The organism is Pseudomonas sp. CHM02 (assembly GCF_000612585.1).
Lineage (GTDB): Bacteria > Pseudomonadota > Gammaproteobacteria > Pseudomonadales > Pseudomonadaceae > Aquipseudomonas.
In genome coordinates this window covers 148,734-175,089 of the sequence record NZ_JFCA01000004.1, presented here as the reverse complement: position 1 = coordinate 175,089, position 26,356 = coordinate 148,734, and the positions used below count along the sequence as shown (strand labels likewise).

The window sequence follows — 26,356 nt, the reverse complement described above, 5'->3', positions numbered from 1 at the left end:
AGCTCATGGGCGCTCAGCTGATTGATCAGCGCGTACGCTCGTGATCTTCCGACATCAAGAGCGCGGTAGCCTTTTTTAATATCGATTTTTCCCGTTCAAGCCGGGCGATCCGGGCTTCCAGCTCCTGAATTTTCTGCTGTTCTGGGGTCAGCGCCTTGCTCTGCGGAGTGACGCCTTGGCGCTCTTTCTGAACCTGGTCAACCCAGCGGCGCAACGCTGACTCGCCAATACCGAGCGAACGGCTGGCTTCGATGTAGCTGTAGTTTTGCTTGAGCACGAGGTCGGCAGCCTCGCGTTTGAATTCAGCAGAAAAGGAACGGCGTTGTTTGGTCATCTGACACCTCGATCTGGCGAGCATTCTCGCCTAAATGGGTGTCCGGTTTCATTAGACCACTACACAAGAAAAACAAGGCTCAGGACGAGCTCATCCTTATTTCCACACACACTGCGCCAGAAACACGGACAACCAACAAAGCGATGTCGAAGCATCTGATTTCACATTTCAAATCGATCAAGCAGATCAGCGAAAGTGAGCAGGCGACATCGATCCGTTTTTGCGATTTCACCAACCAAAACAGGTTCAGCTATCTCTTAGGGCTCACACAGCACAGTAGGTTGACCGCCCTGTCATTTGTAGAGGTCGTCGATATCGGGATCTCGCCCGATCCAGACATCCTCCTCCCGGCAGCCTTGGACTGGATGAAGGAAAAGATTCGAAATCTGGACTTGAAGGGCTTCAGCCTTGAGCACTCTGATTTTCTTTCAGATGTGTCTTATCGCCCGAGCCTTTGCCTGCACAGGATCGATGCAAAATTCCGATTCAGCACGTCGGGCCTGGATGGTGACTGCGTCATTTCGCTGAGCTTCCCAGAGTTTTCTGCGGGCCAGAAAAAAGACAGTGAGATTGAGCTGAGAATCAAGCAGATCAGCTTTGATAACACAGGGCGGTCTATCGACAAGAACGACGCCAAGGAAACGATTCTGAAGGAGTTGGAATCCGAGAAGATTGAGACCTTCAAAACCCTGTCGATCCCTGCTAGCGGCGCGGTAGCCCCTTAGTTTCGATTGCTTGGCACGTATCGTAGGCTGCATCATCGAAAGCGGAAGGCAGTGGTGATGCTATCAGCAAGGTCTGTCAGACAGATACCTACCACTGAGGGGATTTGAGCCGGACTAGAGGGGCCCCTTCTGTCATCGTCTAGCATTTCGTCCCGGGAAGTATGAACGTGTGACTACGGTGCCAGGGCTCCACGCCCTGGCACCCTCCAGGACTGAGCACTAATTACAATTAATGTCGTCGCTAGCACCCGTTGGGTTAAGTGGTAGATATTCCAGCTCCATACCTGCCATGGACTCCTGCGACAATGCCAGTTTCTTCAACAGCATGTCTTGCACCATAGGTATGGTCGCGCGTTGTAGCCATTCACGCGCAACATCCTGGTTTTCATAATCCTGTGGCTTGTCCCAATTGGAGGCGACGATTTCGGCAATCGTGTTCGCCGACGGCACGACAATACCCTGTGCTTTTGCAGTCAGCGTATTCATCCAACCTTGAGGGTCGAAATCGGGGAAACAGATGACGTTTTTTACGCCGGCAAGAGCTCTCGTCACTGCGGCCGGTGTGATTTGAGGACTCCCACGAAAGAGCATGGGTAGGTGCATGACATTGCCTGGCCAGTGGTACTCGTTGACCGCGAACATCACAGCTTGGTTCTCTACCAGAATCACCGTATCGAGGCCGTGAAGCTCCTCTGCAGGTACGTTCAGAGTGCCTCCGGCCGGGTGGCTGTAAACGCCAGTTGCCAACTGGATTTGTCCGGACAGCGACGCGGCCATGACAACGAAATCCCCGGGCCTCAATCGAGCCAATTTCTCATTACGTGACTTTTTGGCCAGAGCCAAGCGGTCACCCTCTAGCTCTTCCATGCTAACAACCAGAGCGTCTATGCCTGTTTCCCTCTCTAGCATCATGCGCACGGTGTGCAATTCAGCGTTTGTCAGCGTCAGGTAGGTAGCCCCAAGCCTTTTGCCAATGCAGTAGGTTGTGTGCAGGGACAACCAGGTAGCGTTGATTTTCACCTTGCACGCGTCCTGCCTGATTGCAATCACCACGGGTTTGATGGCCCTGATGTTGTCAAAAATTCTCATCGCCGCTCAGCTCTTTCCAAAATCAGGTCAATGACACGCCGGTTGGCAGATATGCGCGGGTATGGGGCATAAGTCGGGTTGAGCCGGTAGTTGAGCGGTTTGTGTCGCACCTTGGCTACCGCCGACTGCAGACGAACGTATCCATCCAGCGCGTAAAGCCAGATGCTCATCGAGATGTCACTGTCGCCATGGGCACTCCAATAGGCAACTGCAGACTGCGCTTGATTGGTCTTGTTCAGGGCCTCAAGCATGCGCATGAGATGATCACGCGCGAAGGGTTTCTCAAGAGCCTTGGGGGCCTCGTCGGCTGGAATCACGGCCTTCGACTCACGAGCTTTTGCGGGCTGTTCGATTCGTCGCTCTTTCGGAGGAGGGAGTGAGGCTATCAACAGTTCTAACTGCTCCAGGCTCTCCCCTGCCTCGACGTCACAGTACGCGCTACCCGCCAAGGTCATTTCCACGGCCGGAACCCAGGCAGCCGCGTCTCTGCCGTCAAACAGCGGTTCCAGATCAATCGGGTTGCCCGCCTGAAGGAACAGGTCAACGGCATGAGCTATCTGGCGCATGTGATTGCGCTTACGCACCGCCAAACTCAACCGATCTAAGCGTCCGATCATCTCGTCCAGAGCGAGGCGGTTTCGTGAAACAGCACCGAGAAGGTTATCCAGGAGGACACGCCGTAGAGAACGATCACTGCCGGCCATACTTGAAAGGCCTACATGAGTGAACAAACCCAGGTTTTCGTGGAGCCGTTTGAGCCTGTTGATCGCATTATTGATATCTCGCAGCCGATCTCGCAGCCGTGGAGAGAACCCATACCCCCCTTCGATGAACGCTCGGGTTTGCGCTTGCTCGTTACGTAAGTGGTTCGTGACTTGACGGCAGCTGTACGTCAATCGTTTCAGGTGCTGTTCGGCCTCATTGGAGGAGTTGGCCGCTTTGGCGTCACGGTATGCCTCGCAGTGCTGCTCAATGGCTATGAGGGATTCTTTCAGGTCAGGAGCAGCACGACCAAAGCCCTGAAGCGAAATTTGCGCGCCGACGTCCAGCAGCAAGCCACTGAGGTAGTAGAGCTCATCATCTTCTTCGATGAGCCCTTTGGACATCAGATAGGAAATCCCCTTTGTCCGTCGCTCAGGCAGCGCCACTCCGTCCTCGTCTGCCATCGCTAATGCTTCGAGAAAAGGTGCATTTCGTGTGAGTGCATCACCCAGCTCGATCCAGTCTGGCTCCTTCACAAATTGAGCCCTCCCTGATGTTCAGTATGCGATTGGTCGCTGGCACCGATGTCGAGGCTGAGCGAGTTGTATTCGGCTATCCACGCCAAGATCGTATGAACGTAGCCCATCTTGCCTGTGGCGATGTAGTTCGCCGACTCGCTGTTGCGCTTGACGATGTACCCGGCGTCAGCCAATGCGCGAAGGACAAGTTTGAGCCTGTCGTTGTTGTCCTTACCGCTTTTGGATTTGTTGAAAAAGTCGTACCCGCTGAGATCCCAGAGCTGCGTACGGTAGGTGGGATGATTCTCGATTGAGTCCAGCATGTCGGCGAATGAAATGACGTCGCCCGGGGCCAGGCATGTCTCACTGCGTCCCGCACGATTGATTAGCCGGATGAATTCAAGGCAAGGCCGAATCTGGTCGCGTAGCTCGATCAGTTGCGCCGTTGCCGCTTCTCGATCTACAGGTTCAGAAAGGTCAATAAACCGTGCAAAGAACGTATCGGGAGCCTCGGGCTCACCGAGTGTTGCCAATTTTCGCCCCAGGGGCGCGAGCGCACTCTCGACGCTGGCCGCAAAATCAGACTCTCGTAGCTGGCGGTGAAGCTCTGGATAGGCATATTGGCAAATGAAGCCCCCGGCAAGAAGCTTACTCAGTACGTCTCTCAGTGGGCTCATTGTGCATCCTTCCGATCATCGTTTCCCAGTGCATCGTTAAGGTCATCAAGCTCGTCCTTTTCCTCCATGCCGTACTCCTTGACCACAATCGAATCGGTGTCAGACCGGCGCTCCAGGCTGTACCGATTATTAAACTGCCGGAGCAGCTCCGGCGCGCCTCCAGGAAAGCATGCCAACATGGAAAGCCCGCGATCATTGAAGTAGTTGACCAGCGCAACGTAGTTTTCTGGTGACAGCTCCAATGCTTCGTCGATGGGGATCGACATCTGAAAATCCGCCTCATTTCGCAAAAGCTCGAACAGCGATACGTAGATCATGGCCACGATGATCTTCGTCAGCCCTGTGCTGCTGAGGTGGATCAGCTCTGCGTTATTTGTCGCGACTTTCACCCTGCCTTGGTCGTTGCAGGTGACGGAGACATCGAAACAATCGGAAAGCTTAGACGTGAACGCACCGCCTTCAATCTGGCGTTCCACGGTGCGCAAGGCGTCCATGAAGCCATCAGTTGGTAGATAATCACCTCCCATCCCACTCCACCGCTTGTACTGCTGCTCGTAGTTCGTCATGTCGTCCCAAAACGACATCTCATGGATGCGTGATGAAACTTTGAACTCAAACTGGCGGATTTGGGCGAAAGAGCCGAGTACCTCGCTCGCCTTCTCTGTCGCGTCCTTTCCTAACTTCAAAATGCTTCGGTGCAGGTGCTGCAGCTTCGAGCGGTTATCGCAGAGCTCGTCTGAGAGGTTTTTAGCCTGAATAATCAGCTTGGTTTTCTGGTCAGGGTGAGATATCTCAATGTATTCCTGGAGATTCGCAGCGGCTTCCAACCACGCCAGCTCAAGCACATATGCACTGTTTGAGGCGTGATTGATGATCTGTTCGATGGCCGCGCCCTGCGGCGTATGCACCAGCCGTTCTCTGACGAAACGATGGTGAACGTCGCGATAAAGCTCGGCGCCTTTGCGGTGGTGTTCTGATTTGCGACGTTTGAGCTTGCCGACCTCATCCTCGATGTCTGCAGCCTTCAGCGTAGAACCCAAGTGGGCCTCAGCGGCTGCGTCAATCTGTTCAAGATCGCGCAGTACCCGTGATACTGCACCTAGCTCCTGGTCATCGGCGTGCCCTTCGGTGACCAATGCCTTGCGACGCTCGGAAATCGTTTTTTGCGCAGCCCGTAGCTCAAGTTGCCATTGTTCAATGGCGCGACTGATCCGCTCAAACTCTGCGATTGCGCGAGCCAACGCCGCCTTACGTTCAGGAACTGCTGGTACTGATTCTCTAACCCAAAGTCGATAGCCATCGATCTCCGATTCATGATCCCTTAAACGTTTGATCGTTTTCTCCAGCTCAGCAATCTCGGCGCCAAGCCGCTTGCTCGCCGTGTCATCAACTCCAGCTGATTTGAGCTGGGCTTCAAGATCTGCCAAAGCTCGTTCCAGTTCCGCCGCGAGGGTGGCGTCGACCCGTTCTTCTGCGGTCTGCAGTTCCAGCTCGGCCCGAGACTGATCCTGAGTCAACTGCAGTCGAGACTTGTCTGCTTCACCTTGCAGGTCACTAATTTCCTGCCTGTGCCGTTTTTTCAAACTGTCTAGGTGGCTGGCGATCAATTCAAGCCGATGTGCTGCTTCCAAGACGCGGGCCGCCTGTATCTCGAGTTCCTGCACGACCTCGTCGCGAGCCCGATCAACCAAACCGGCGTGATCCCCTTTTAGCGTCTCCAGATCCAGACTCGCATTGGTCAGTTCTTTTTGAGCTGCCGACGCCCGGATACCTGTCTGGCGCAGGCGATCTTCTACTCCTCGCTGCTGTCGCTCTATCACCTCCATATCAGTGCCGAGCGCTCCAATCTGGGTGGTCAATAAAACGACCTCAGCTTCGAGAGCGCGAACACTGGCAACAGTGGCCTGGGGGAGCACGTCGAGATTGATCTCAACACCGTAGAGACTTTCTTGAACTGCCTCTAGCAGCGCGGGATTCAAATCCGTACGCATCAATGTCTCTGTCGGGACAAGTCGAGCGATATTATCTGTCCAGGTAGGGTGATGCCGTCGCAGGAAACCAAGCAATGTTTCGGCACCGGCGTTGATCTGCAGCTTGATGGTATTTCTGGACTCGACCAGCGCGTCTCGCCTGGCTTGCAAGCCGCTATACTCCGCAGCGCGGGTCTGTCGTTCCAGCGATAGGCTCTCTACCTCGGCTGATACAACACTCAGCGCGTTTTGAAACTCGGCAATGAGCAGCATTTGCTCATTGATACCCTTTTGGGATGCATCCAGCGCGATCTGGGCGTCAGGAAGCGCGCTGAGGGACTTGAGTTGTTCAGCACGTGCAAGCTCGCGAGCCTGAGTACCAGTTGCCTGGAGCTGTTCTTGCTGGTGCACGGCGAGCTCGTCCTCATGAGCGACCCGTCTCTCATCAAGCAATTTATCTTGAGTAGCGGACAACTCCTGATGCCGTTGTTGGATCGCGTGTGAGGACGCATGGTACTTGGAGAACGCAGCACTCTTTCCATCAGCAGCAGCCTGCTTCGCAGCCGCTTCGAGTTCCAGAAACACGCTTCGGATGTCAGCCCCTTGGCGGTTCAATTTGACCTGATGTTCTTGCTTGAGGTGTAACTGGTCTCGTATCTCCCCAAGCTGGTCGAATTCCTCCGAGAGCGCCTGTGTACGATTTTGCAGGTAGCGATCCCGCTTTTCGTTGAACCGATGCTGCCAGGACTCCGCCTCTGTCACCAGGGTCTGAGCTTCGCCCTTTAGACCGCTGAGTGCACTCATATGATCTCGGTTACGGTTTTGTAGCTGCTCATCTTCTGAACTGAGCTGGGCCAGCGCTTCCACTCGACCGTTTTGTCGTTCCTTGAGTTTCTCTTCGACCATGAGTGCTCGGCGCTTGTGCACGCCCAACTGCCGCAGGACTGCACGAAACTCGTGGCAGTGGCGATTCATTTCAAATATCACGGGTTTCAGCGACTCCATCAGGAGATAGCCCGCGCGGTTTTCAATGACATTCCTGAACGGCTGCGCGTTGAGCATCATTAGAGTGCGGCTTGGATCTGCGTTGTCCTGCTGAAGGATTTCGGCCATGGTTGCCTTCATCGTGTCGAAGGTGCCGCCGCTCTCGATAAGCGCCAGAGTCACAAAATCGATGCCGTTGAAGTCCTTGCGCTTTGGTGCGAGTGAGAAGCCCATCCGCAGACTCACGATCAGCTTGCGCTTGGTAGCGTCGGTGATTTTCTCCAGATGGGCTGTGCCGCTATTGAATTGAATGATCTGCCGGTAGTGGTACGGTTGCAGCTCAGGGGAACAGGCGATCCCAAGGTGGGTCAGGTGGCCATGTAGTTCGCCTGGAAGTACCAACAGGCCTGCATCATAGTCGCGGTAGAGAAGTTCCGGGCTCCAAGCGCTTGATACCAGTCGATATGCATACCCTTCCCCGCTACGATGCATGATCGCGCAGCGAGCATCGCCAGCAAAGTTCACGTATTCAAACACGATGAAGCTCGAGGAACGTGGGAGATACCAGTTGGCAAAGCTCTCACGGTTGGTTCCAGCCTTCACCAAGCGCCCTGGAGACGCGCCATAAAACACAGGGATGAGCTTTATGAAGGACGACTTTCCGATTCCGTTTTCACCCGTGACGCTGGTGTTACCTTCCATGACAAGCTCTGCTTTGGCGCCCGCACATAGTGAATCGATCAGTACAATTTTGATGAGTTGCGACATCAGCTGCCTCTCTGGCTAACCTCGTATCAATACCGCCGACGGTTTCTCGGCATCCCTTCGCAGCGTCCATCTACTCCTTCGACGGTGCTTGCGCTCTCACTCAACGATATGTAGATATACCTGACACATCTACGGTGTTTACGCATACAGGTAAACTTTTCGAGCACATGGGGACGGTATGAAACGGGCGAAAGCGATTGAGGCTGTACGCTGGGATTTGGCATTGCGTTACAAACTGATAGAGACCGTTGCCTGGTGGGAAGGTCGCCTGACCACGGGGCACTTGATGCAGAGCTTTGGCATCAGTCGTCAGCAGGCGTCGAAGGACATCAACACCTACATCGATGAGCATGCGCCCCGAAATCTATCGTATGACAAGCACCTAAAAGGTTACGTACCCACCAAGCATTTCAAACCGCTGTTCATGAAGGAAAGTGCAAGTGCATATCTGCACCTGCTGAACCAGAATCACGAGCGGGCTCCGCACATTGAAGGACTGACGTTGGCGTATGCGCACATTGACATCCTTGACGTGCAGGATCGCTCTATCCGCCCCGAAGTGCTTAGGCCGTTATTGAAGGCTTGTCGAGAAGGTCAACGACTTGAGTGTGAGTACGCTTCTTTCAAAACGCCAGATGGGGAAACCCGACTCATTGCGCCGCATACGCTTATCCATACCGGCATGCGCTGGCACGTGCGTGCATACTGCGAGAAAAATGGTGAGTATCGTGATTTTGTATTGAGCCGGTTTCGGGGTACTCCGGAGCTGATGAATGATTTCACAGAGCATTCACGTCAGCTCGACCCCGGGTGGACGACGCCGGCGACAGTGATCCTGGAAGCGGATTCGAGATTGAAGGCTGGGCAACGGGCCATTCTCGAAGCCGATTACGGAATGGAGAACGGACAGTTGATGATAGAAACCCGCGGCGCGTTAGTTCAGTACGTCTTGAATCGCTACCAGATCGATACCGCCAAAATGCATATGAAACCAAGCGCCCAGCAGCTCATCGTGGCTAACCTGGACGAGCTCAGCCATTGGCTCTACTAGACCTGGGCAGCACCGTGAATGTGTAAACAAATCACGCATATCGCGCAGGTAGGGCTTGATCACATCCAACAGCAATCACCAGCTGCACCACAGCGGATGCCCCTTACTCAGAGGATCAGCTGGATCGCTGCCGTTGGAAAAGGCAATAGGCCTCATCAGCTCGGAGGCCTACCCCCTATCTACGGGGTGGCCATTTGCGACCTCACACTCAGCATCGTCGTTGGAGGCATCGTTCCTCCGCGATACTCTGAAGCTCAGCTATGAAGATGCTGAGCGGGATTTCAGCAAACTGCGCCTGGAGTCTGATCGGCTGTTAGAGATGGATGATAGCAAAGGACAACAGGGGTTACGTGCACTCCCCCGCCGCCAGAGTCCTTGGCAGCGCATTCGGATCATTCGACTGTAAGGCAAGATTCGACAAAGCCGCCTTCGACGTCGACGCTCTCCACGTGCCATGCTGAAATAATGCCGAAAGAAGATGCCGCTCGATGTGCCGGAATACCGAAGTAGGCAAATGAATTCTGGCGGAGGTTATGAGCCCTCCCCACGGGTTACTTTTACTTTTTAGCTGTTTCTAGACACTATTCCCCGAGGTACATGCAGATGCCCTTTGACGAGCGAATTCTTAACGGAATGGGGGTGCTCGCAGCCGTTGTCAACAATGGCAGCTTTGCATCGGCCGCCCAGGCGCTTGACATGACCCCTTCAGGAGTAAGCCGGGCGGTCCAGCGCTTTGAAAGCCGGCTTGGAATCCGTGTCTTTGACCGCACTACACGCGCCGTGTCGCTGACTGACGAGGGCCAGCAGCTTTTCGATCACATACTTCCGTTGCTGGAAGGCCTGGAGGACGCTACAACCCAAGCACTATTGGGTCGCGGTGACGTGAGTGGCAGGCTTCGAGTTAATGTCCACCCATTCTTCTCCCAGTTGATTCTCGGCCCCGGCCTAGATCGCTTCCTGCGGGCCCATCCGAATCTGACGCTGGACCTGGTCGCACGTGAACAGCTTGGCGACATGGTCGCGGATGGTTTCGACCTGGCCCTTCGCTTTGGCGAGCCAAAACCCTCCCGACTTGTGGCAAAGAAGATACTCGAAACACGCATCCTCACCGTGGCATCGCCTGCGTACATCGAGCGCTGCGGAATGCCCAGTACTCCCCTGGAACTGCAAAACGACTCGCACAATTGCATCCAGTTTCGCGACCCGGAAACATCGCGCCCTTTTACCTGGGCGTTTCGAAAGGGCAAAGAGCAGTTCGAACTTGCCTTGGGGGGCCAACTGCTGGTCAATGATGTCGGGACTTTGCAAGGGGCCTGCCTGGCTGGCTATGGCATCGCTCAGGTGATGGAACTTGGGGTGGAACACTGGCTGTCCAGTGGCAAGCTGGTAAATGTGCTCCAGGAGTGGTCGGATGAACACTTTCCGCTGTATGCGCTCTACCCTTCACGCAAACATCTGCCTGCCAAGACACGGGCCTTTATGACATTTGTAGCTTCGATTGTGGAGTGAGTCGCTGCCGGTCCCTCAACACAATGATCTTCTGACCTTTATAAAAACCTGATTGGTGACACCTTGTCATCATTCAATTGACAGTTCATGCGTCGCGCCGATCTCTCCTGATTGATAGCCTGCCATCAATCGTCAACGCCACCTCATCATCTTGAGGTGGCTTCATTCAGGAGATTGGCATGAGCAACAAATCCACCGCATTGATCGTTGGCGCCTCCCGTGGCCTTGGTCTGGCCCTCGCCGAGGAATACTGCATCCGTGGCTGGCAGGTCATTGCGACCTCCCGCGGCAGCTCGCAAGGGCTGGAAAAACTACAAGGTAGCTTTGGCGCTTCGCTGGAGGTCGAGCAAGTCGACATCGTAGACCTGGACTCCGCAAAAGGGCTCCGTCAGCGCCTGGACGCTCGTGAGCTGGATGTGCTTTTCGTCAACGCAGGCATCTGCAAGGCAAACGAGCTGAACGCCCTTCAGGTCGAGGAAAAAGATTACTTGGACATGTTGCTGACGAATGCCCTGAGTCCCATGCGCCTCATCGAGCTGTTCTACGACCGCTTGAATGCCAAGGGTGTAGCGGCCGTAATGTCCTCGGAACTGGGCAGCATCACCGACGCCAAGGGGTTCTGGGAACTGTACAGTTCAAGCAAAGCGGCACTGAACATGCTGATGAAACATTTCCATTCGCGCCACGTCGACGACACTCGTGCCCTGCTTGCGATCGCTCCGGGCTGGGTGCGTACCGATATGGGCACGGATAATGCGTTGCTGGACATCTCCGAAAGCATTCCTCTGGTTGTGGACGTCGTGGCCCGTAATGCTGGTGTGCCGGGTCTGCGCTTCACTGACCGCCACGGCAACGAACTGCCTTGGTAACCGTCCTAATCCCCCCGCGATTGGAGGTTGAGGAACTACAAAAAATCATCACTCCATTACGACTGTGAACTCGTCTCTTCATCTGGAAGAGGCGGACGACGACCCGTTATTACAGCTTCAATACAGCTAAACGCAGGCATCAAATTTTCTGCGATCTCTACCGCTTTTCCTGTTGGGCGCACTCCTCTACCTGTCCGAAGAAACAATGGATCGTCAAAGTGCGATCTCAATCGAGCGAGAGAACCACTCACGGCAGGTTGCCCTACCTTCATTAGAATTGCGGCGCGCGAGACACTTCGCTCACGATAGAGCACTAAAAACGTCACCATCAGGTTGAGGTCGACGTCATGAAAAATTTTCTCATTGATCGCCATAGTCCTCTTTCCCTCTACTATTCAGTTTATTGTTTTTTCTGGCACGGAGATGATTACGATGATGCTTGCGGCTTGAAAGCAACTGCCTTTTTTGTACTAGCAACTACCCACCGAACTGCGTCGGTCAGTCATCAGGTTTCACGCCAGATTCATCGCAACCTAAAATAATTGTGCGGTGGATAATGAAATGGATAAACCGTGAAAAACGAGACGCTTAGTCGCAGCAAAAGCGACAATGCACTTGAGGCTTACTTGTCTTCGATATCAGGACTAATGATATTTACTCAGGGCAAAAAAAAGCCGCCTATGAATAGGCGGCAAAAACCAAAGGACGATGAATGAAGCCTCTACCAAGAGTAAAATTGACAGAAGCACATCGGGATGTTGATCCAAACAGAATCTTACTCGCACCTTGCGCCGCGCACCATAAATCCCGTCGATATGAAAAATCAAAACAACTTATTTTATTTTCGGCGATTTGCAAGAATTCCAAAACAAGCAATACGACGATATCTTCAAGACTAATAACACGACTCAAACATAACCCCCCTCCTCGATCGCCGTTCAATAATCTTTTTCCTCGCGGCCTTAACCTGAGAGGCCAGTTCTGGAAAATATGATGAGTGCTTTAGAGCAAGAGCGCCTGAGCTGAATCTGCAGAGTGCGGGCTCAGTTCTTTCTTCTTTGTAGGCAGGAGGCATCGATAGCGAGGGCAGTTCATGGTTCAATGCCAGCGAGGAATACAAAGTTATTGTCAGTGTTATCAACGTAAGGAAGCTGCGGCAACCATCGCCACTCAACATTTCGAGTATGCCGTTTAAGGTCAGGTGGTAGTGCAGATGAAGGCCATCATCGAAACAGGTGGTGAAATCGTCCTTTTGACCCACTGCAACTGAGAGACAATTTGTAGCTGACACTGCCATGGCCTCCTCTCCTCTGCGGCATGACAGCAACCGCGGGACTGCCTTTGCTCAGAACATAAATACGATCAAAAAAATGGGCCGTGGTTATCACCACGACCCATCACCTACTTGCGTGTCAGCGATCAGGCAGTTGCTCGTGCCTTATGGATAGCCACGATTTCAGCTTCATCCTTCAAGGCCTTTTGAACGGATGGACGAGCGTCTACACGTGCTTTCCAGGCGTTCAGGTTTTCCAGATGGCCGATCTCGGTGCCCGAGCGTTCGTGCCACAGGGTGGCCCAAACATAAGCGTCAACAACCGAGAAATTATCGCCTAGCAGGTACGCACGTCCGTCAGCCAGACGGGTGTCCAGGGTGGTGTATGCAGCGACCAGTTTTGCACGAGTCCACTCCGTGCCGAAATCGGTCATGAGTTTGCGCATCAGAGGGATATGCTTCTGTGCAATCTCGGTGGCGATGAAGGTGAGCAATTGGTCGACCTTGACGCGTTCCAGGGTGCCACGCGTTGGGATCAGACCGAACTCAGGATGCTGGTCAGCCAGGTAGGAAGTAATAACGATGGTTTCGGTGATTTTGTCCTGCGAATCATTTTCCAGGGCCAGAACCGGAACGTACAGGAGTGGATTGGCCTCGGCGAAAGATTCGCCATTGGAAGTGGTTTGGTCGAAAACGTTGAAGTGAACCAGTTCAGGGTTCAGACCGATTTCGTTGGCGATGATCTGAACGGCTTGGGAGCAGGTTTGATCGGCGATGTACAACTTAGTCATGATTGCATTCCTCGGGGAGTCAGTTGTTTTCCGCGCCCTGAATCCGGGCTGGTGAACAAAGTCTGAGCTTCCCTCTGAGGATGATAAACAGTCGGCAATGATACGCTCTGTAGCGTGCACAGCTACAATCAGCCCAACGTTTGATAAAGCGTCGGGTGATCGTCGCTGCCTTGCACCGGCGGGTCTTCTTATATGACGGGAGAACGTGAAAAAATGAATACGGACGTGAGCTTTCCAAGCGTCGATCACAGAACGTCTGAGACCAATCATTGAATCCATATGGAAGACAGTCTGTGTCCAAAAAAGCGCTTATCCAGATTTAAACAATCTATATAGTCGGCGCTGAAACCTCGACTCTCAGGTAGTTACGCGAGATAGCCCCCAGCGCAAAGCTTAGGTACGGTTTTGGGCTTCCATTAGAAGTAGCGCCCCGCTCCAGACACCGAAAGCCAACTCAACAAAACTATTATTCATTCAAAAAAGTCCCGCGTGCGTGCGGACCTGAAAACCAAACTAGCGCAAGCGAGGGCCGTCTACGATACCGGACTTGCAACCGATCACGAAGTATTTCGTCTGAAACTATTATAATAAAGATTGCGGCATCAAAAAATCGTAAGCAATGATGCTTGCCGTTAACATCAGATAAAACCCTGAACATCCGCACCAAGAAAAAACTTCAAGATATAGCCAACGCACTAGCGCTTTTTACCGAACGTCTTTCGCGCCGCCATTATGAGATAGTGTCGCACTATCGAGATGAAAAATCTCAAACCGTCTTTTGAAAAATGAGCCATAGTAAGTCAAGCGATAGTTGTGTACGTATCGACATGAATAGACAGATTATAGAGAGACTGTAATGGAACGAGCCGACACCTCCTTTCCGGACATAGCCGCCTTCGTCGGCGTCGCACAGACCGGTAGCTTTACCCGAGCTGCTGAAAATCTTTCAACGAGCAAATCCAACGTCGGCAAGGCGGTTCAACGACTGGAAATCAGGCTGGGTACCAAGCTCTTCCAGCGAACCACCCGTGCCGTACGCCTCACTGAAGATGGCGAAACTTATCTGAACGCGGCCATCGCGGCGCTGGATGGCCTTCGGGATGCGGCTCGCGAGTTAGCCGCAAGAAAAGATGAGCCGATGGGCCGCGTTCGCCTGGACATCCCATCTGGGTTTCGCCAGTTGTTTCTTCCAACCATCTCCGAACTTCGTCAGCGCTACCCACAGGTGACGCTAGAGTTGTCCATGACCGACCGCATGTCGGACGCAGTGGGTGAAGGCTGGGATATTGTGGTTCGCGCGGGGGAGTTGCCGCAGGACAGTGAAATGACTGTGCGCAAGCTTTGCAATATCACACTCAGTCTGTACGCCTCTCCCGACTACCTGGCCCGTCATCCGCCGATTGAGTCAGCGGCCGACCTGGTCAACCATGAAGCGGTGATTTTTCGAGGGTTTACTGGTCGGCTGCGTCCATGGTCGATTACCGATAATGGCCATGTCCGAGAGTTTTCGCCGACGCCGGTTTTGATTGTTTCAGATGGGCAGGCCGTGATTGACTCCACAGTTATTGGACTCGGCATTGCCCAAATTTATGACAAGGTTGCTCAACCCTACGTCGATTGCGGCAAGCTTGTCCGCGTACTCACTGCTGTTGACTCACCGGGCCCTCCTGTCCATGCCCTCATTCCCTTGGGCAGTCGTATGCCGGCAAAAACGCGAGCGGTGCTCAACTACCTGGCGGATCGTCTGCGTTAGCCTGATGACCTGTCGCATCCTGCTCTTGACTCCATGCTCGCCAAACGCAAAAAGCCCCGAAGCAGAGAGAGATCTTCTGCTTCGGGGTCTGCGCACATCGGGTTATTGCCGCTTCAAGGCGGGTAACCGTTTTGATGCCTAGGCAGCTTCGCTGGCAGTGTCGCCTGCAACCGCGCGATCCTTGCTCAACAACCCAAGAACCACAGCCGCAGAAGCCAATGTGATGATGGTCAGGATATGCAGCAGGTACTGAAATGCGGAGGCATACCCGTGTACCAGACGCTCATTGGCTAGACCTGGAACGGTGTTGATGGCATGGGCCATATCACCGGTGGTAACGCGATGTGCGGTTTCTGCAATAAGCGCTGCATCAGCACTCCCTGCAACCACCTGTACCGCTTCTGAGAGGTTGGTATGCAGCAGCGAAGCCAGCATCGCAGCCACGCTTGCCAGGGCAATGCCCTCACCCGCGACACGCACCGTGTTGAAAATACCAGCCGCCATACCCGCGCGCTCTTTTGGCACGACGCTGACCGACAGACCGTCCATCAAGCCCCAAGGCAGACCTGCCCCGATACCGATCAACAGCATGGGGCCAACCAGACCAAACTTCGGCTCGCCAATGTTGTACAGGCTCAACCAGTGCAGCCCCACGGCAGCGATCAGGAACCCCACGCCCGAAAGAACGCCGGCGGAGATAAACCGCGTCATCGAGGCGGCCAGCATCGGTACTACCAACATTGGTGCAGACAGTGCCAGCAGCAGCAAACCGGCGTCGATTTCGCTCAGGCCTTCAACACCAATGAATCGCAACGGCAGCATCACGACCAGCACGATGTAGCAGTAGCAGGTGCCGATCGGCAGCATTTGCACGCCGACAAAACGCGGGAAGCGGAACAGCGTCAGATCCAGCATCGGGCGCTTGACGCGCATTTCAATCATCACGAAAACCACCAGCAATACCGCCGATGCACCCAACAGGCCAACCACTAAAGGGCTACCCCAACCGCTGTCAGGCGCTTGGATCACACCAAACGTAAACAACGCCAGCACCGAACTGAAGGTAAGGGTGCCGGGCCAGTCAAGACCTGTTGCGCCGGGGTCACGTGTCTCACGCATGCGCGGCAGGCCAAAGACCATGGCAATCACACCGATCAAAGCCGTGAACAGGAAAATCGCACGCCAGCTAAAGGCTTCGATCAACACGCCGGCCACCAATGGGCCGAATGCCAGACCGATACCGAAGGTCGTGCCCAGCATGCTGTACGCACGGGTGCGAGCATGACCTTCAAACTCTTGTGCAAGCGCAGCGGAGCCACTCGCCAGTGCAGCCGCACCGGCAACCCCTTGAATGGCACGCAGGATATCAAGCCAGAACACCGAAGGTGCCATGCTTTGGGCCAACGACGCAGCGGTAAACAGCATCATGCCGATGGTGAACAGGCGCTTGCGCCCATAGACGTCAGCCAAAGCACCTGCAGCCATCAGTAAACTGCCGAAAGACAGCATGAAGGCATTGGTGATCCAGGTAAGCGCCACTGGACTTCCACCCAGATCCCGCCCAATCGCGGGCGTGGCAACTGCCCCTCCGGTAAAACTCAGTGGAAGTACCAAAGCGGAAAGACAAATCGCTGCAAGAATAAGCAGCTTGTCTCTCTCCCTGGCAACGCGGTCTGTTGATTTCATGATTTCACCGTAAGTGGAATGTGCGCAGCTGAATGCACCGTCTTTGAAAATCGGCATCACCGTCGAGGGGTTTGCCACTTGGAAACCCAGGCATCGCCTGTGCTTGGGAGCTATTGTCCTGTAAGCAAGGAAGTCCTTAAACGCACCTGCGTGAGACGCTTCGTCGCTTGCAAAGAGACAATGCGACACCCCCGATTCCGGGCCTGCGTGACGGATGCCCCGATGCGTCATCACAAAAACAAAAAAGCATGCTCGATGGCATGCTTCTCTGTTTTTCCATCGGTGATAGTCAGCGAGCTTTACCGCTGCGTGATCGCTTGAGACGTGGCCGGTTTGGCATTACCCCAGCCACCACCCAATGCGCGAATCAGGTTCACGGTGGCCGCCGCTTGAGCGCCCTGCAACTGCACCGCCGCCCTGCGTGATTGCAGCGCCGTCCGCTCCGCGTCGATGACAGAGAGATAGATGACATCGCCTTCGGTGTACTGCGCCCGGGCGACTTTCTCCGCCCGGCCTGACGCCTCCACAGCTTGCGACTGCGTCCGGGTCTGGTCTTCCAGCACTCGCAGGTCAGAGAGGTTGTCCTCTACTTCACGGAACGCCACCAGCACCTGTTGCCGATAGTTGGCGACATCTTCTTCGTACTCGGCCCGGGCCTTGGCCAGGTTTCCCTTGCGCAGGCCACCGTCGAAGATCGGCAAGTCAAGCGCTGTACCCGCCAACGGGCCAAGCAGGAAAGTACGGCTGCTCCATTTGAACAAGTTGCTCAGCGAACCGGACTCAAAACCGGCAGTGCCGGTCAGCGTCAATGACGGGAAGAACGCCGCTTTAGTCACGCCGATCCGTGCGTTCGCCGCAGCCATAGAGCGCTCGGCCGCGGCGATGTCCGGACGACGCTCCAGCAGTGAAGATGGCAAACCTGCCGGGATACGCAGATTCACCGGCTGTAAAGGATTGGCGGCCATCGAAAACTCTGCCGGTGTTTTGCCCAGCAACACCGCGAGGCTGTGCTCCGACGTCGCACGTAGACGCTGCACCGTCATTGCATCCGACCGGGCCGTCGCTAACTCAGACTCGGCACGCGCAACATCCAGCTCACTGATATCGCCCAGCGCATATTGCTGCTGCACCAGTTTAAGGGCTTGTTCACGCAGTTCGATGGCATGGTTGTACACCTCGATTTCCGCGTCCAGTTCACGCAACGCGAAATAGTTCTGTGCAACATCCGCCTGCAAGGCCAACAACACCGAATGGAACAAGGCTTCGCTACGCTGGGTTTCCGCGTCCGCCGCATCAACCGTGTTGGCGACGCGACCAAACATGTCGAACTCGTAAGAGATACCGGTCTGGGCACGCCACAGGGTTTGACTCGCCCCCTGCCCGCTGTCCGACTGGAACTGCGACGCCGGTGACACACGCTGACGGGTCGGGCCGAAACCCGCGTCCACGGTGGGGAACAGAGCCGAGCGAGCCGACTGATTCAGCGCCCTCGCCTCCTTCAACCGTGCGGCCGCTGCAACCAAATTCTGGTTGGCATCCTGCGCCTGACTTTCGAGGTGATTCAGGGTGGTGTCATTGAACACCCGCCACCACTCGCCCCTGGTGAAGTCCTCCGACGGCTCGGCGGTTTTCCAGTTGCCGGCTTCGGCAGGAGACAGCGGTGCCGAAACCTTTTCCTCTTTGAAAGCCTGTGGTGCAGAAACATCAGGTTTCTCGTAAGTCGGCGCCAGGGAGCAGCCGGCCGTCACCAACATCGTCGCCAACCAGACCGATCCTAAAAGCATCCGATTCATTGCAAACACTTTCATGTCGTTCTCCTTACTTCAGGTACGCGGCTTCAGGCACGCGGGCTGATGCTTGAGTGTGATGGCCACTACTTGAGTAGGGCGTGTGTTCCGGACTGATATTAAAGTCGTCGTTGAGGTCAGCACCGAGGTGTGGGTGTTTACCGTGCTTATCCACCAGGTGTTCCACACCCGACAGTTTGCGCAGCAACACGTAGAACACCGGCGTCAACATCAGACCGAACAGAGTCACGCCCAGCATGCCGAAGAACACCGCAATACCCATGGCCTGACGCATTTCAGAACCCGCGCCGGTGGAGAACACCAACGGCACGACCCCCATGATGAAGGCGATGGACGTCATCAGGATCGGACGCAGACGCAGGCGGCTGGCCTCGATCGCGGCCTGCACAATGGAACGGCCCTGCATTTCCAGTTCGCGGGCGAACTCGACAATCAGGATGGCGTTCTTCGCCGACAGCCCCACCAACACCATCAAACCAATCTGGGTGAAGATGTTGTTGTCACCATTGGTCAGCCACACACCCACGAGTGCCGACAGAATGCTCATTGGTACGATCAGGATGATCGCCAATGGCAAGGTCAGACTTTCATACAAGGCAGCCAACACCAGGAACACCAACAACACGCTGATCGGGAACACCCACATTGCCGCGTTGCCAGCGAGTACCTGTTGATAGGTCAGGTCAGTCCACTCGTACTTGATCCCGCGTGGAAATACTTCCTTGGCGATACGATCGACCGCCGCCTGAGCCTGGCCAGACGAATAGCCGGGAGCCGGGCCACCGTTGATGTCAGCAGCGGTGTAGCCGTTGTAGCGCACGACCATTTCCGGGCCATAGGTGGTGGTCACTTTGATCAGCGACGACAGCGGCACCATCTCACCTTTGTCGTTGCGGGTTTTCAGCAAGCCAATGTTTTCAGCGGTAGCACGGAACGGCGCATCCGCCTGAGCCCGCACTTGATACACACGACCGAACGCGTTGAAGTCATTGACGTACATCGAACCCAGGTAGATCTGCAGGGTGTCAAATACATCAGTGACCGACACACCCAACTGCTTGGCCTTAACCCGATCCAGGTCAACGTTGAGTTGAGGCATGTTGATCTGGAACATCGAGAATGCCGGGCCCAGTTCCGGCGCCTTCGCAGCCGCAGCCAAGAAATCCTGAGTCGCCTTGTTCAGCGCCTCCAAGCCCAGTGCACCACGGTCTTCGATCATCAGTTTGAAACCACCGACCGTCCCCAGGCCCGCCACTGGCGGTGGGGGGAATACGGCGATGGCCGCGTCCTTGATCCCGGCATATCTGGCATTCAACTGCGCAACGATGGCCGAGGCGGACTCTTCTTTGGAGCGATACTTCGACGGCTCAAGTACAGGGAATACCAGGGCACTGCTTGGCGAGTTGGTCAGGCTGACCGACAACCCCGGAAACTGCGGCAGGTTCTTCACGCCTGGAATGGCCAAGGCGATATCACCCATGTCACGCACGACTTTCTCGGTGCGATCCAACGTCGCGCCACTAGGCAATTGTGCGATAGCAACCACGTAGTCCTTGTCTTGTGCTGGCACAAAACCACCCGGCACGATTTTGCCCATCCACACCGCGCCACCGAGCAGAATGCCGTAGATCACCAGCATCACGAGCTTGCGGTTAACGACACGGCGTACACCGTTGCCATAGTTTTCCGAACCCCGGTTGAAAACGCGGTTGAAGACGTTGAAGAAACGACCGAACAGCTTGTCCATGATCCGGGTCAGACGGTCTTTCGGCTCGTCATGCCCTTTGAGCAGGATGGCGGACAACGCTGGCGACAGGGTCAGGGAGTTGAACGCCGAGATCACAGTAGAGATCGCAATGGTCATCGCGAACTGTTGATAGAACTGACCGGTCAGGCCGGACATGAAAGCCAGCGGCACGAACACCGCCACCAGGGTCAGCGCGATGGCGATGATCGGCCCGCTCACTTCCTGCATGGCCTTGTAGGTCGCATCACGCGGCGACAGGCCATCGGCGATGTTTCGCTCGACGTTTTCCACCACGACGATGGCGTCGTCGACCACAATACCGATTGCCAGCACCATGCCGAACAGCGACAGGGCATTGATGGTGTAACCAAAGCCCAGCAGCAATGCAAAAGTACCGATGATCGATACCGGCACCGCCAGCAACGGAATCAGCGAGGCGCGCCAGGTCTGCAGGAACACGATGACCACCAGTACTACCAGGGCAATCGCCTCCAGCAGGGTCTGGATCACGGCATGAATACTGTCACGCACAAACTGGGTGGGGTCGTACTTGATGCCGTAATCGACACCATCCGGCATGTCCTGCTTGATCTCTTCCATGACGGTGCGTACGTCATCGGAAATCTGCAACGAGTTTGCACCCGGTTGCTGGAAGATAATCATCTGTACGGCAGGCTTGTTGTCGAGCAGTGCACGCAAGGTGTACTCGGACGCGGCCATTTCCACACGAGCGACATCCGACAGCCGCGTGATCGCGCCACCGGAAGATTTCAGGATGATGTCGCGAAATTCCTGCTCGGTTTTCAAACGGCCTTGGGCGTTGACGCTCAACTGCATCGGTACGTCGGTGAGCATTGGCGCACCGCCAACGATACCGGCTGCCACCTGCACGTTCTGCTCACGAATGGCTTTCACCACATCGAGAGCGGTCATGTTCAGGCGGGAGACCTTTTGCGGGTCGAGCCAGATGCGCATCGAGTAGTCGCCGGCACCCCACATCACCACTTCACCCACACCAGGAATCCGCGCCAGGCGATCCTTGACGTTGATCAACGCATAGTTGCGCAGATAAGTCAGGTCGTAACGCTGGTTGGGCGAGGTGATGCTCACGCCCATGGTCAGGGTGGGTGAGGACTTGATCGTGGTCACGCCCAGGCGCTGCACGTCTTCAGGCAGACGCGGCAAAGCCTGCGCCACGCGGTTCTGCACAAACTGCTGAGCCTTGTCCGGATCAGTACCGAGCTTGAAGGTGACGGTGGTCGTCAACTTGCCGTCGCTGTTGGCCAGCGACTGCATGTAGAGCATGTTTTCCACGCCGTTGATCTGTTCTTCAATCGGCGAAGCAACGGTTTCGGCGATTACTTTCGGGTTGGCGCCCGGGTACTCGGCGCGCACCACCACCGAGGGCGGTACCACTTCAGGGTATTCGGCGGTCGGCAGTTTGGTGAGGGCAATCAACCCCGCCAGGACCACCACCACCGACAGCACGCCGGCGAAGATAGGCCGGTCAATAAAGAATTTAGAGATATTCATGATGATGTTCTCTCGTTAAGCCGAAGGCTTCGCAGCACGACCGATGTTCGCCATTTCCACGGCGTTGGCGTGCACGGTGTCGTTGGGACGTACGCGCTGCACACCGCTGACCACCACCCGATCACCGGCCTTCAGACCCGAAGTGATGATGCGCAGTCCATCGTGCAGATTGCCCAGGGTGACCTCGCGGTACTCGACGACATCGCCCTGGCCGACCAACAGGACAAATTTCTTCGCCTGATCGGTGCCGATGGCAGAGTCATCAACCAATACGGCGTCCGTTGGTTTACCGCCACCCACCTTGATACGTGCGTACAGACCCGGCATCAGTGCACCATTGGCGTTATCGATACGGGCCCGCACACGGATGGTTCCCGATTGGGTGTCGAGTTGGTTGTCGATGGAGTCGACCACACCGTTGCGCGAGTAACCGGTTTCGTCAGCAAGACCGAGGGAAACGGGAGCAGGTTTGCCTGACGCCTGATTCAGGTAGCGCAGGTAGGTTTGCTCATCGACATCGAAGGATGCGTAGATAGGCGTCACCGAAACCAGGCTGGTCAGCACCGGTGCCGCCGGGCCTGCCGACACTACGTTGCCAACGGTCAGTTCCGCACGCGATACACGTCCGGCGATGGGGGCGGTGATTTCGGTGTAGGAAAGATTGACCTTGGCCGCGTCGAGTGCGGCCTTCGCCACCTTCACGTTAGCGATCGCTTCGCGCGAAGCATTTTGTTTCTCGTCCAGATCGCGCTTGGAAATGGCATTGGATTCAATCAGTCGCCCAGCGCGAGCGGCATCGGTCGCCGTATAGACGGCGCGGGACTCAGCAGCGGCCAATTGACCGGCAGCACGATCAACCTCGGCCAGATAAGGACGCTGATCAATAGTGAACAGGCGATCTCCTTTGTTGACCATTGCTCCGTCTTTGAAATGTACGGCAACGATGGTGCCAGGCACCAATGGACGAATATCGACCTTGCCTACCGCCTCCAGGCGACCCGAATAACTCTGCCACTCGCTAATCTGTTTAAAGACCACGGTGGCGACATCAACTTCAGTTTTAGGGGCGGCCGCTGCTTCTGTCGCATGAACTGACTCAATGGCTGAAAAATGATCGCCATACTTCACGGCGATTCCGGCTGTGCCGGCCACTAAGAGCGCACTCAACGCAACGGAAAGTCGTTTGTGATGGGCGATCATTTCTTTTCTCCTACTCAGTTAAGTGACTGTCTTGATAGGCAGCGATCGAATACCAGCTCCGGTCTACTACCAAACGTCTTGCAATTGACTTTTATGTATTTCGGGCGCAAAGAGACTCCCTCCCGAAACCGGACACTTACAGCACAACACACACAACATCAGGTTTAATTCAGGGCGTTATTCCCGCTGACAATGCGCCGATATAGTCATCAACAAATCCGCTTTCGCATAATGCATTGTTCAACTTGTGCACATACTCTGCGTTACTCCCCATAGGGCCGGACGCTCCTGAAATGTGCCGCGTAACGGCTTCAACACTCGCATCCTTTTCATACAGCGGATGGTCAGGCTCAGCGACGAATACCAATGCCGTAGCGTGTGTCCCGTCATCCATAGCGATCGGCGCCCAAACCGGTCGATAAGCGCCGGTTGGCATCTCCCGAACCCAAAGCAGGATCAACTCTTCTCGTGCCACCTGCTCGGTCAACCTGAAAGCGACTCCCTGAGTAGAGCCCCCTGGTTCAAGTGCCAACATCCGTCCCGGCGTACTGACGGTGGCTCGACCAGCGATGATTCGCATGCAAAAGCTTCTGTGCCAGCCTTGTAAAGTTGCTCGTTTTTGTCCTGCAAAGTTCAACAAGGGATTCCATAACAACGAACCGTAACCAAAGACCCAGATGTCGCCACGTTCATGGCGTTTGGCCAACGTTTCGCGCATGGATTGCTCGATCTGCTCTAGCGTCCACAACAAATCTTTTGGCATCTCACCGAAATTCTCGAGGTATGCACCGGAGGTAATCTGGTCTTTCGTCAACATTGCCGCCGCCTCTGATTCTGCGTCCGTACTGAAAATAGATCCGGCCCAGCCTGGCCCGTAGAACGCAAAATTTGCGGCAGCCAAGAGATGAACCAACGTTGGCAGCCAAGTAATAAATCTGCCCATGGACAAATACTGCCGGAGCGTGAGAGACGGATAAATAACGCAGGGATCTACTGTTAGTAGCCACAAAAGAGACAATGATATGAATAGAGGGTGCTCGTTCTAACTGATCAGGTCTTTGTCGCAAACAGCACTTTTCTTTACGGCGCAGCAAAACACCCAAGTAGTTCCCTGACTATCTTTCAAGCGTCCGCCCAGCAACTAAGGATACTGTTTCATCAGTGCCTGGATTGTTGATCCGCTTGAGTCACAACGAAACTATTGAATTGGGTCCGGCTTGCAGTGAATTATGCCCTCCGCTCTAGACCGCATAAATAACGCTATGGTGGTTACACAGTTGCCACAGGAGCGACAATCCTGGTTACGACTTGATGGCGTAAGGGAGAGAGTGGAAAACCGAGCCTTTGGGCGCCTCTGTCGTCGTGCGCTTTGCCGATGAACGGCGCATCTGTCGAAGCACCGCCAAACACGATATTTTCCTCAGCGAGCTATCCTTCTATTTTCCAGATCCGCACGACGAGAGCCCCTCCCATGAAGCTCTATTTCACTCCTGAAGCCTGTTCGATGGCACCCCATATCGTATTGCGTGAGCTGAACGTTCCATTTCAGCTAATCCAGGTCGACCACGCCACCAAAACCACTTCCGCAGGAGAGGATTACTGGAGCATCAACCCACATGGGTACATCGCAGCCTTGATGCTCGACAATGGAGAAGTACTTACCGAAAGCTCGACTATTCTCGAATTTCTTGCCGATCTCAAACCCGCGGCAGGCTTGGCGCCTCCGTCAGATAGCTGGCAGCGAGTACGCCTGCGTGAGTGCCTGAGTTTTCTGTCGTGCGAGCTCAATTGTGCAATGAGCCCCTTATTTCGAGATATCCCTCAGCAGGTGCGCGACCAAATCTACACCCGCCTCTTCCGTCGTGTGGACTCACTCAACCAAACGCTTTCACAGCAACCCTATTTATTGGGCGAAGCATTTTCCGTGGCAGATGCCTACCTCTATACGTTACTCAGATGGCTCGACTGGTTCTCGATTGACCTGGGACGGTGGCCAGCTTTAGCCGCTTACCAAGAACGTATCGGTGCTCGCCCTAGCGCTCAGGCAGCGTTGGCCGCAGAACTGAACGGGAAGAGTCCGCGCACACATTAGGCCAGTAGGATACTGCCGAGCCCAGTTAAACGCGGACCTAGAGATGCGCGATCACTTCGCGAACGCTCCAGCCGCCATCAACGAACAGTAGAGAACGCCGCTCGCACTTCATTGACGAAAATCTTAGGCTGTTCAAAGGCCGCAAAATGGCCGCCTTTTTCCGCTTTATTCCAGTAGATCAAATCGCTGTACGCCTGCTCGGCCCATGCCTTCGGCGGCGTGTAGATCTCTCCTGGGAACACCGAGACAGCCACTGGCAGATCAAGGTGAATGGCACCGAAGTTAAGACCTGGATGCTCGGCATACATACGTGCCGACGATGCACCGCTGTTTGTCACCCAGTACAGCATGATGTTGTCGAGAATCTGGTCGTAAGAGAACACGCTCTCGGCAGTGCCACCACTGTCGCTCCAGGACGCAAGCTTCTCGTAGATCCACGAAGCCTGACCCACAGGAGAGTCCGCCAGCGAGAAGCCGATGGTCTCTGGGCGAGTGGTTTGCAGGTCGTGATAGGCGATGCCGTCAGAAGCAAACAGCACGCACTGATCGAGTGCTGCTTGCTCTTCTGCGCTCAGCTCTGCAGGCAGATCGGCCGGAACAACAAAAGGCAGGTTCACGTGAATCGCCGCCAAGCCGTCCAGTTTCAAGCGCCCCATCTCAGTGGTCACCACACTCCCCCAGTCACCACCCTGCGCAACATAACGGGTGTAGCCAAGGCGCTGCATCAATTCGTGCCAGGCATTACCGATACGGGTGCGGTTCCAACCTTTAGTGGTCGGTTTGTCGCTGAAGCCATAGCCAGGAATAGAAGGCAGAACCACGTGGAAAGCGTCTTTCGCTTCGCCACCATGAGCAGTTGGATTTACCAACGGATCGATGCTGTCGAGGAACTCGACAATCGAACCCGGCCAACCGTGGGTCATGATCAACGGTAAAGCGTTTTCGTGAGGCGATTCGATGTGAAGGAAGTGAATGCCCAGGCCATCAATTTCGGTTTTGAACTGCGGATAGCTGTTCAAGCGTGCCTCGAATCGACGCCAGTCATACTGGGTACGCCAGTACTCAACCAGATCTTGCACCTTGGCCAATTGTGCGCCTTGGGAATGATCGCCAACGGTTTCACGATCCGGCCAGCGGGTGCTATTCAGACGACGCTGCAAATCATCCAGTTCGGCCTGAGGGATCTCAATGCGAAAAGGCGTCAGTTGAGTGCTGTTGGACATCATGAGTTCCTCTGTGTCATCGGATTGTCGACAACCGTTTGGGTGTCGATTCAG

The 26,356-nt window shown here is 55.0% G+C and carries 18 protein-coding genes and 1 pseudogene; 6 read left to right on the top strand and 13 right to left on the bottom strand.

Annotated features, from left to right (window positions below; translation table 11 throughout):
* Window positions 1-334: pseudogene (locus BM70_RS0103635) on the bottom strand (transposase); the annotation flags it as partial.
* A 143-nt stretch (window positions 335-477) separates the two neighbouring features.
* Between BM70_RS0103635 and BM70_RS0103630 the strand changes: the two are divergent.
* Window positions 478-1,059, top strand: coding sequence for a hypothetical protein (locus BM70_RS0103630; RefSeq protein ID WP_256220874.1), 582 nt, complete (start codon window positions 478-480; stop codon window positions 1,057-1,059).
* 219 nt (window positions 1,060-1,278) lie between these two features.
* On the opposite strand, the gene BM70_RS0103625 is transcribed toward BM70_RS0103630, so the two are convergent.
* Genes BM70_RS0103625 through BM70_RS0103610 form a run of 4 tightly spaced genes read right to left on the bottom strand, consistent with a single transcriptional unit; the run spans window position 1,279 to window position 7,767 of the window.
* Window positions 1,279-2,148: a hypothetical protein gene (locus BM70_RS0103625; protein ID WP_016968190.1), complete on the bottom strand. Its 870-nt coding sequence runs from the start codon at window positions 2,146-2,148 to the stop codon at window positions 1,279-1,281.
* Window positions 2,145-3,386 (bottom strand): hypothetical protein, encoded by a 1,242-nt coding sequence (locus BM70_RS0103620; RefSeq protein WP_025854746.1) that lies wholly within the window; start codon window positions 3,384-3,386, stop codon window positions 2,145-2,147. The genes BM70_RS0103625 and BM70_RS0103620 overlap by 4 nt, the downstream gene beginning before the upstream one ends.
* A complete protein-coding gene (locus BM70_RS0103615) occupies window positions 3,383-4,045 on the bottom strand; it encodes a hypothetical protein (RefSeq protein ID WP_025854745.1) in 663 nt (220 codons plus the stop codon). Before BM70_RS0103615 ends, BM70_RS0103620 begins: the two co-directional genes overlap by 4 nt.
* The gene (locus tag BM70_RS0103610; RefSeq protein ID WP_025854744.1) at window positions 4,042-7,767 is read right to left on the bottom strand and encodes an ATP-binding protein; all 3,726 of its coding nucleotides are present in this window, start codon (window positions 7,765-7,767) and stop codon (window positions 4,042-4,044) included. Before BM70_RS0103610 ends, BM70_RS0103615 begins: the two co-directional genes overlap by 4 nt.
* A 178-nt stretch (window positions 7,768-7,945) precedes the next feature.
* Here BM70_RS0103610 and BM70_RS0103605 point away from each other — a divergent pair, with 178 nt between their 5' ends.
* From BM70_RS0103605 to BM70_RS0103590, 3 genes are all read left to right on the top strand, one after another.
* Window positions 7,946-8,818 carry a WYL domain-containing protein gene (locus tag BM70_RS0103605; RefSeq protein ID WP_016965239.1) on the top strand — a complete coding sequence of 291 codons (873 nt, stop codon included), beginning with the start codon at window positions 7,946-7,948 and terminating at the stop codon, window positions 8,816-8,818.
* 603 nt (window positions 8,819-9,421) lie between these two features.
* A complete protein-coding gene (locus BM70_RS0103595) occupies window positions 9,422-10,327 on the top strand; it encodes a LysR family transcriptional regulator (protein WP_025854742.1) in 906 nt (301 codons plus the stop codon).
* Window positions 10,328-10,506: 179 nt separating this feature from the next.
* Complete coding sequence (locus BM70_RS0103590) at window positions 10,507-11,196, top strand: SDR family NAD(P)-dependent oxidoreductase (protein ID WP_025854741.1); 690 nt, start codon at window positions 10,507-10,509, stop codon at window positions 11,194-11,196.
* A 56-nt stretch (window positions 11,197-11,252) separates the two neighbouring features.
* Here the strand turns inward: BM70_RS0103590 and BM70_RS32135 are convergent, their stop codons facing one another.
* Together BM70_RS32135 and BM70_RS0103585 are read right to left on the bottom strand one after the other, a co-directional pair.
* Complete coding sequence (locus BM70_RS32135) at window positions 11,253-11,570, bottom strand: LysR family transcriptional regulator (protein WP_081782033.1); 318 nt, start codon at window positions 11,568-11,570, stop codon at window positions 11,253-11,255.
* Between the two features lie 1,045 nt (window positions 11,571-12,615).
* The gene (locus BM70_RS0103585) at window positions 12,616-13,260 is read right to left on the bottom strand and encodes a glutathione S-transferase family protein (RefSeq protein WP_025854740.1); all 645 of its coding nucleotides are present in this window, start codon (window positions 13,258-13,260) and stop codon (window positions 12,616-12,618) included.
* A gap of 856 nt (window positions 13,261-14,116) precedes the next feature.
* Between BM70_RS0103585 and BM70_RS0103580 the strand changes: the two genes are divergently transcribed.
* Entirely contained in the window at window positions 14,117-15,013 is an 897-nt protein-coding gene (locus BM70_RS0103580; protein WP_025854739.1) for a LysR family transcriptional regulator, read from the top strand.
* A 138-nt stretch (window positions 15,014-15,151) separates the two neighbouring features.
* Here BM70_RS0103580 and BM70_RS0103575 read toward each other — a convergent pair whose 3' ends face one another.
* The 5 genes from BM70_RS0103575 to BM70_RS0103555 form a co-directional block, all read right to left on the bottom strand.
* Entirely contained in the window at window positions 15,152-16,699 is a 1,548-nt protein-coding gene (locus BM70_RS0103575) for an MFS transporter (protein ID WP_025854738.1), read from the bottom strand.
* Between the two features lie 299 nt (window positions 16,700-16,998).
* A complete protein-coding gene (locus tag BM70_RS0103570) occupies window positions 16,999-18,507 on the bottom strand; it encodes an efflux transporter outer membrane subunit (RefSeq protein ID WP_025854737.1) in 1,509 nt (502 codons plus the stop codon).
* Window positions 18,508-18,517: 10 nt separating this feature from the next.
* The gene (locus BM70_RS0103565) at window positions 18,518-21,787 is read right to left on the bottom strand and encodes an efflux RND transporter permease subunit (RefSeq protein WP_025854736.1); all 3,270 of its coding nucleotides are present in this window, start codon (window positions 21,785-21,787) and stop codon (window positions 18,518-18,520) included.
* 15 nt (window positions 21,788-21,802) lie between these two features.
* Window positions 21,803-22,987: an efflux RND transporter periplasmic adaptor subunit gene (locus tag BM70_RS0103560; RefSeq protein ID WP_025854735.1), complete on the bottom strand. Its 1,185-nt coding sequence runs from the start codon at window positions 22,985-22,987 to the stop codon at window positions 21,803-21,805.
* A 169-nt stretch (window positions 22,988-23,156) separates the two neighbouring features.
* Complete coding sequence (locus tag BM70_RS0103555) at window positions 23,157-23,930, bottom strand: gamma-glutamylcyclotransferase (RefSeq protein ID WP_256220873.1); 774 nt, start codon at window positions 23,928-23,930, stop codon at window positions 23,157-23,159.
* Window positions 23,931-24,458: 528 nt separating this feature from the next.
* Here BM70_RS0103555 and BM70_RS0103550 point away from each other — a divergent pair.
* Window positions 24,459-25,079, top strand: coding sequence for a glutathione binding-like protein (locus tag BM70_RS0103550; RefSeq protein WP_025854733.1), 621 nt, complete (start codon window positions 24,459-24,461; stop codon window positions 25,077-25,079).
* Window positions 25,080-25,156: 77 nt separating this feature from the next.
* Here BM70_RS0103550 and BM70_RS0103545 read toward each other — a convergent pair whose 3' ends face one another.
* Window positions 25,157-26,302 carry an epoxide hydrolase family protein gene (locus tag BM70_RS0103545; RefSeq protein ID WP_025854732.1) on the bottom strand — a complete coding sequence of 382 codons (1,146 nt, stop codon included), beginning with the start codon at window positions 26,300-26,302 and terminating at the stop codon, window positions 25,157-25,159.
* Window positions 26,303-26,356 lie beyond the last annotated feature (54 nt).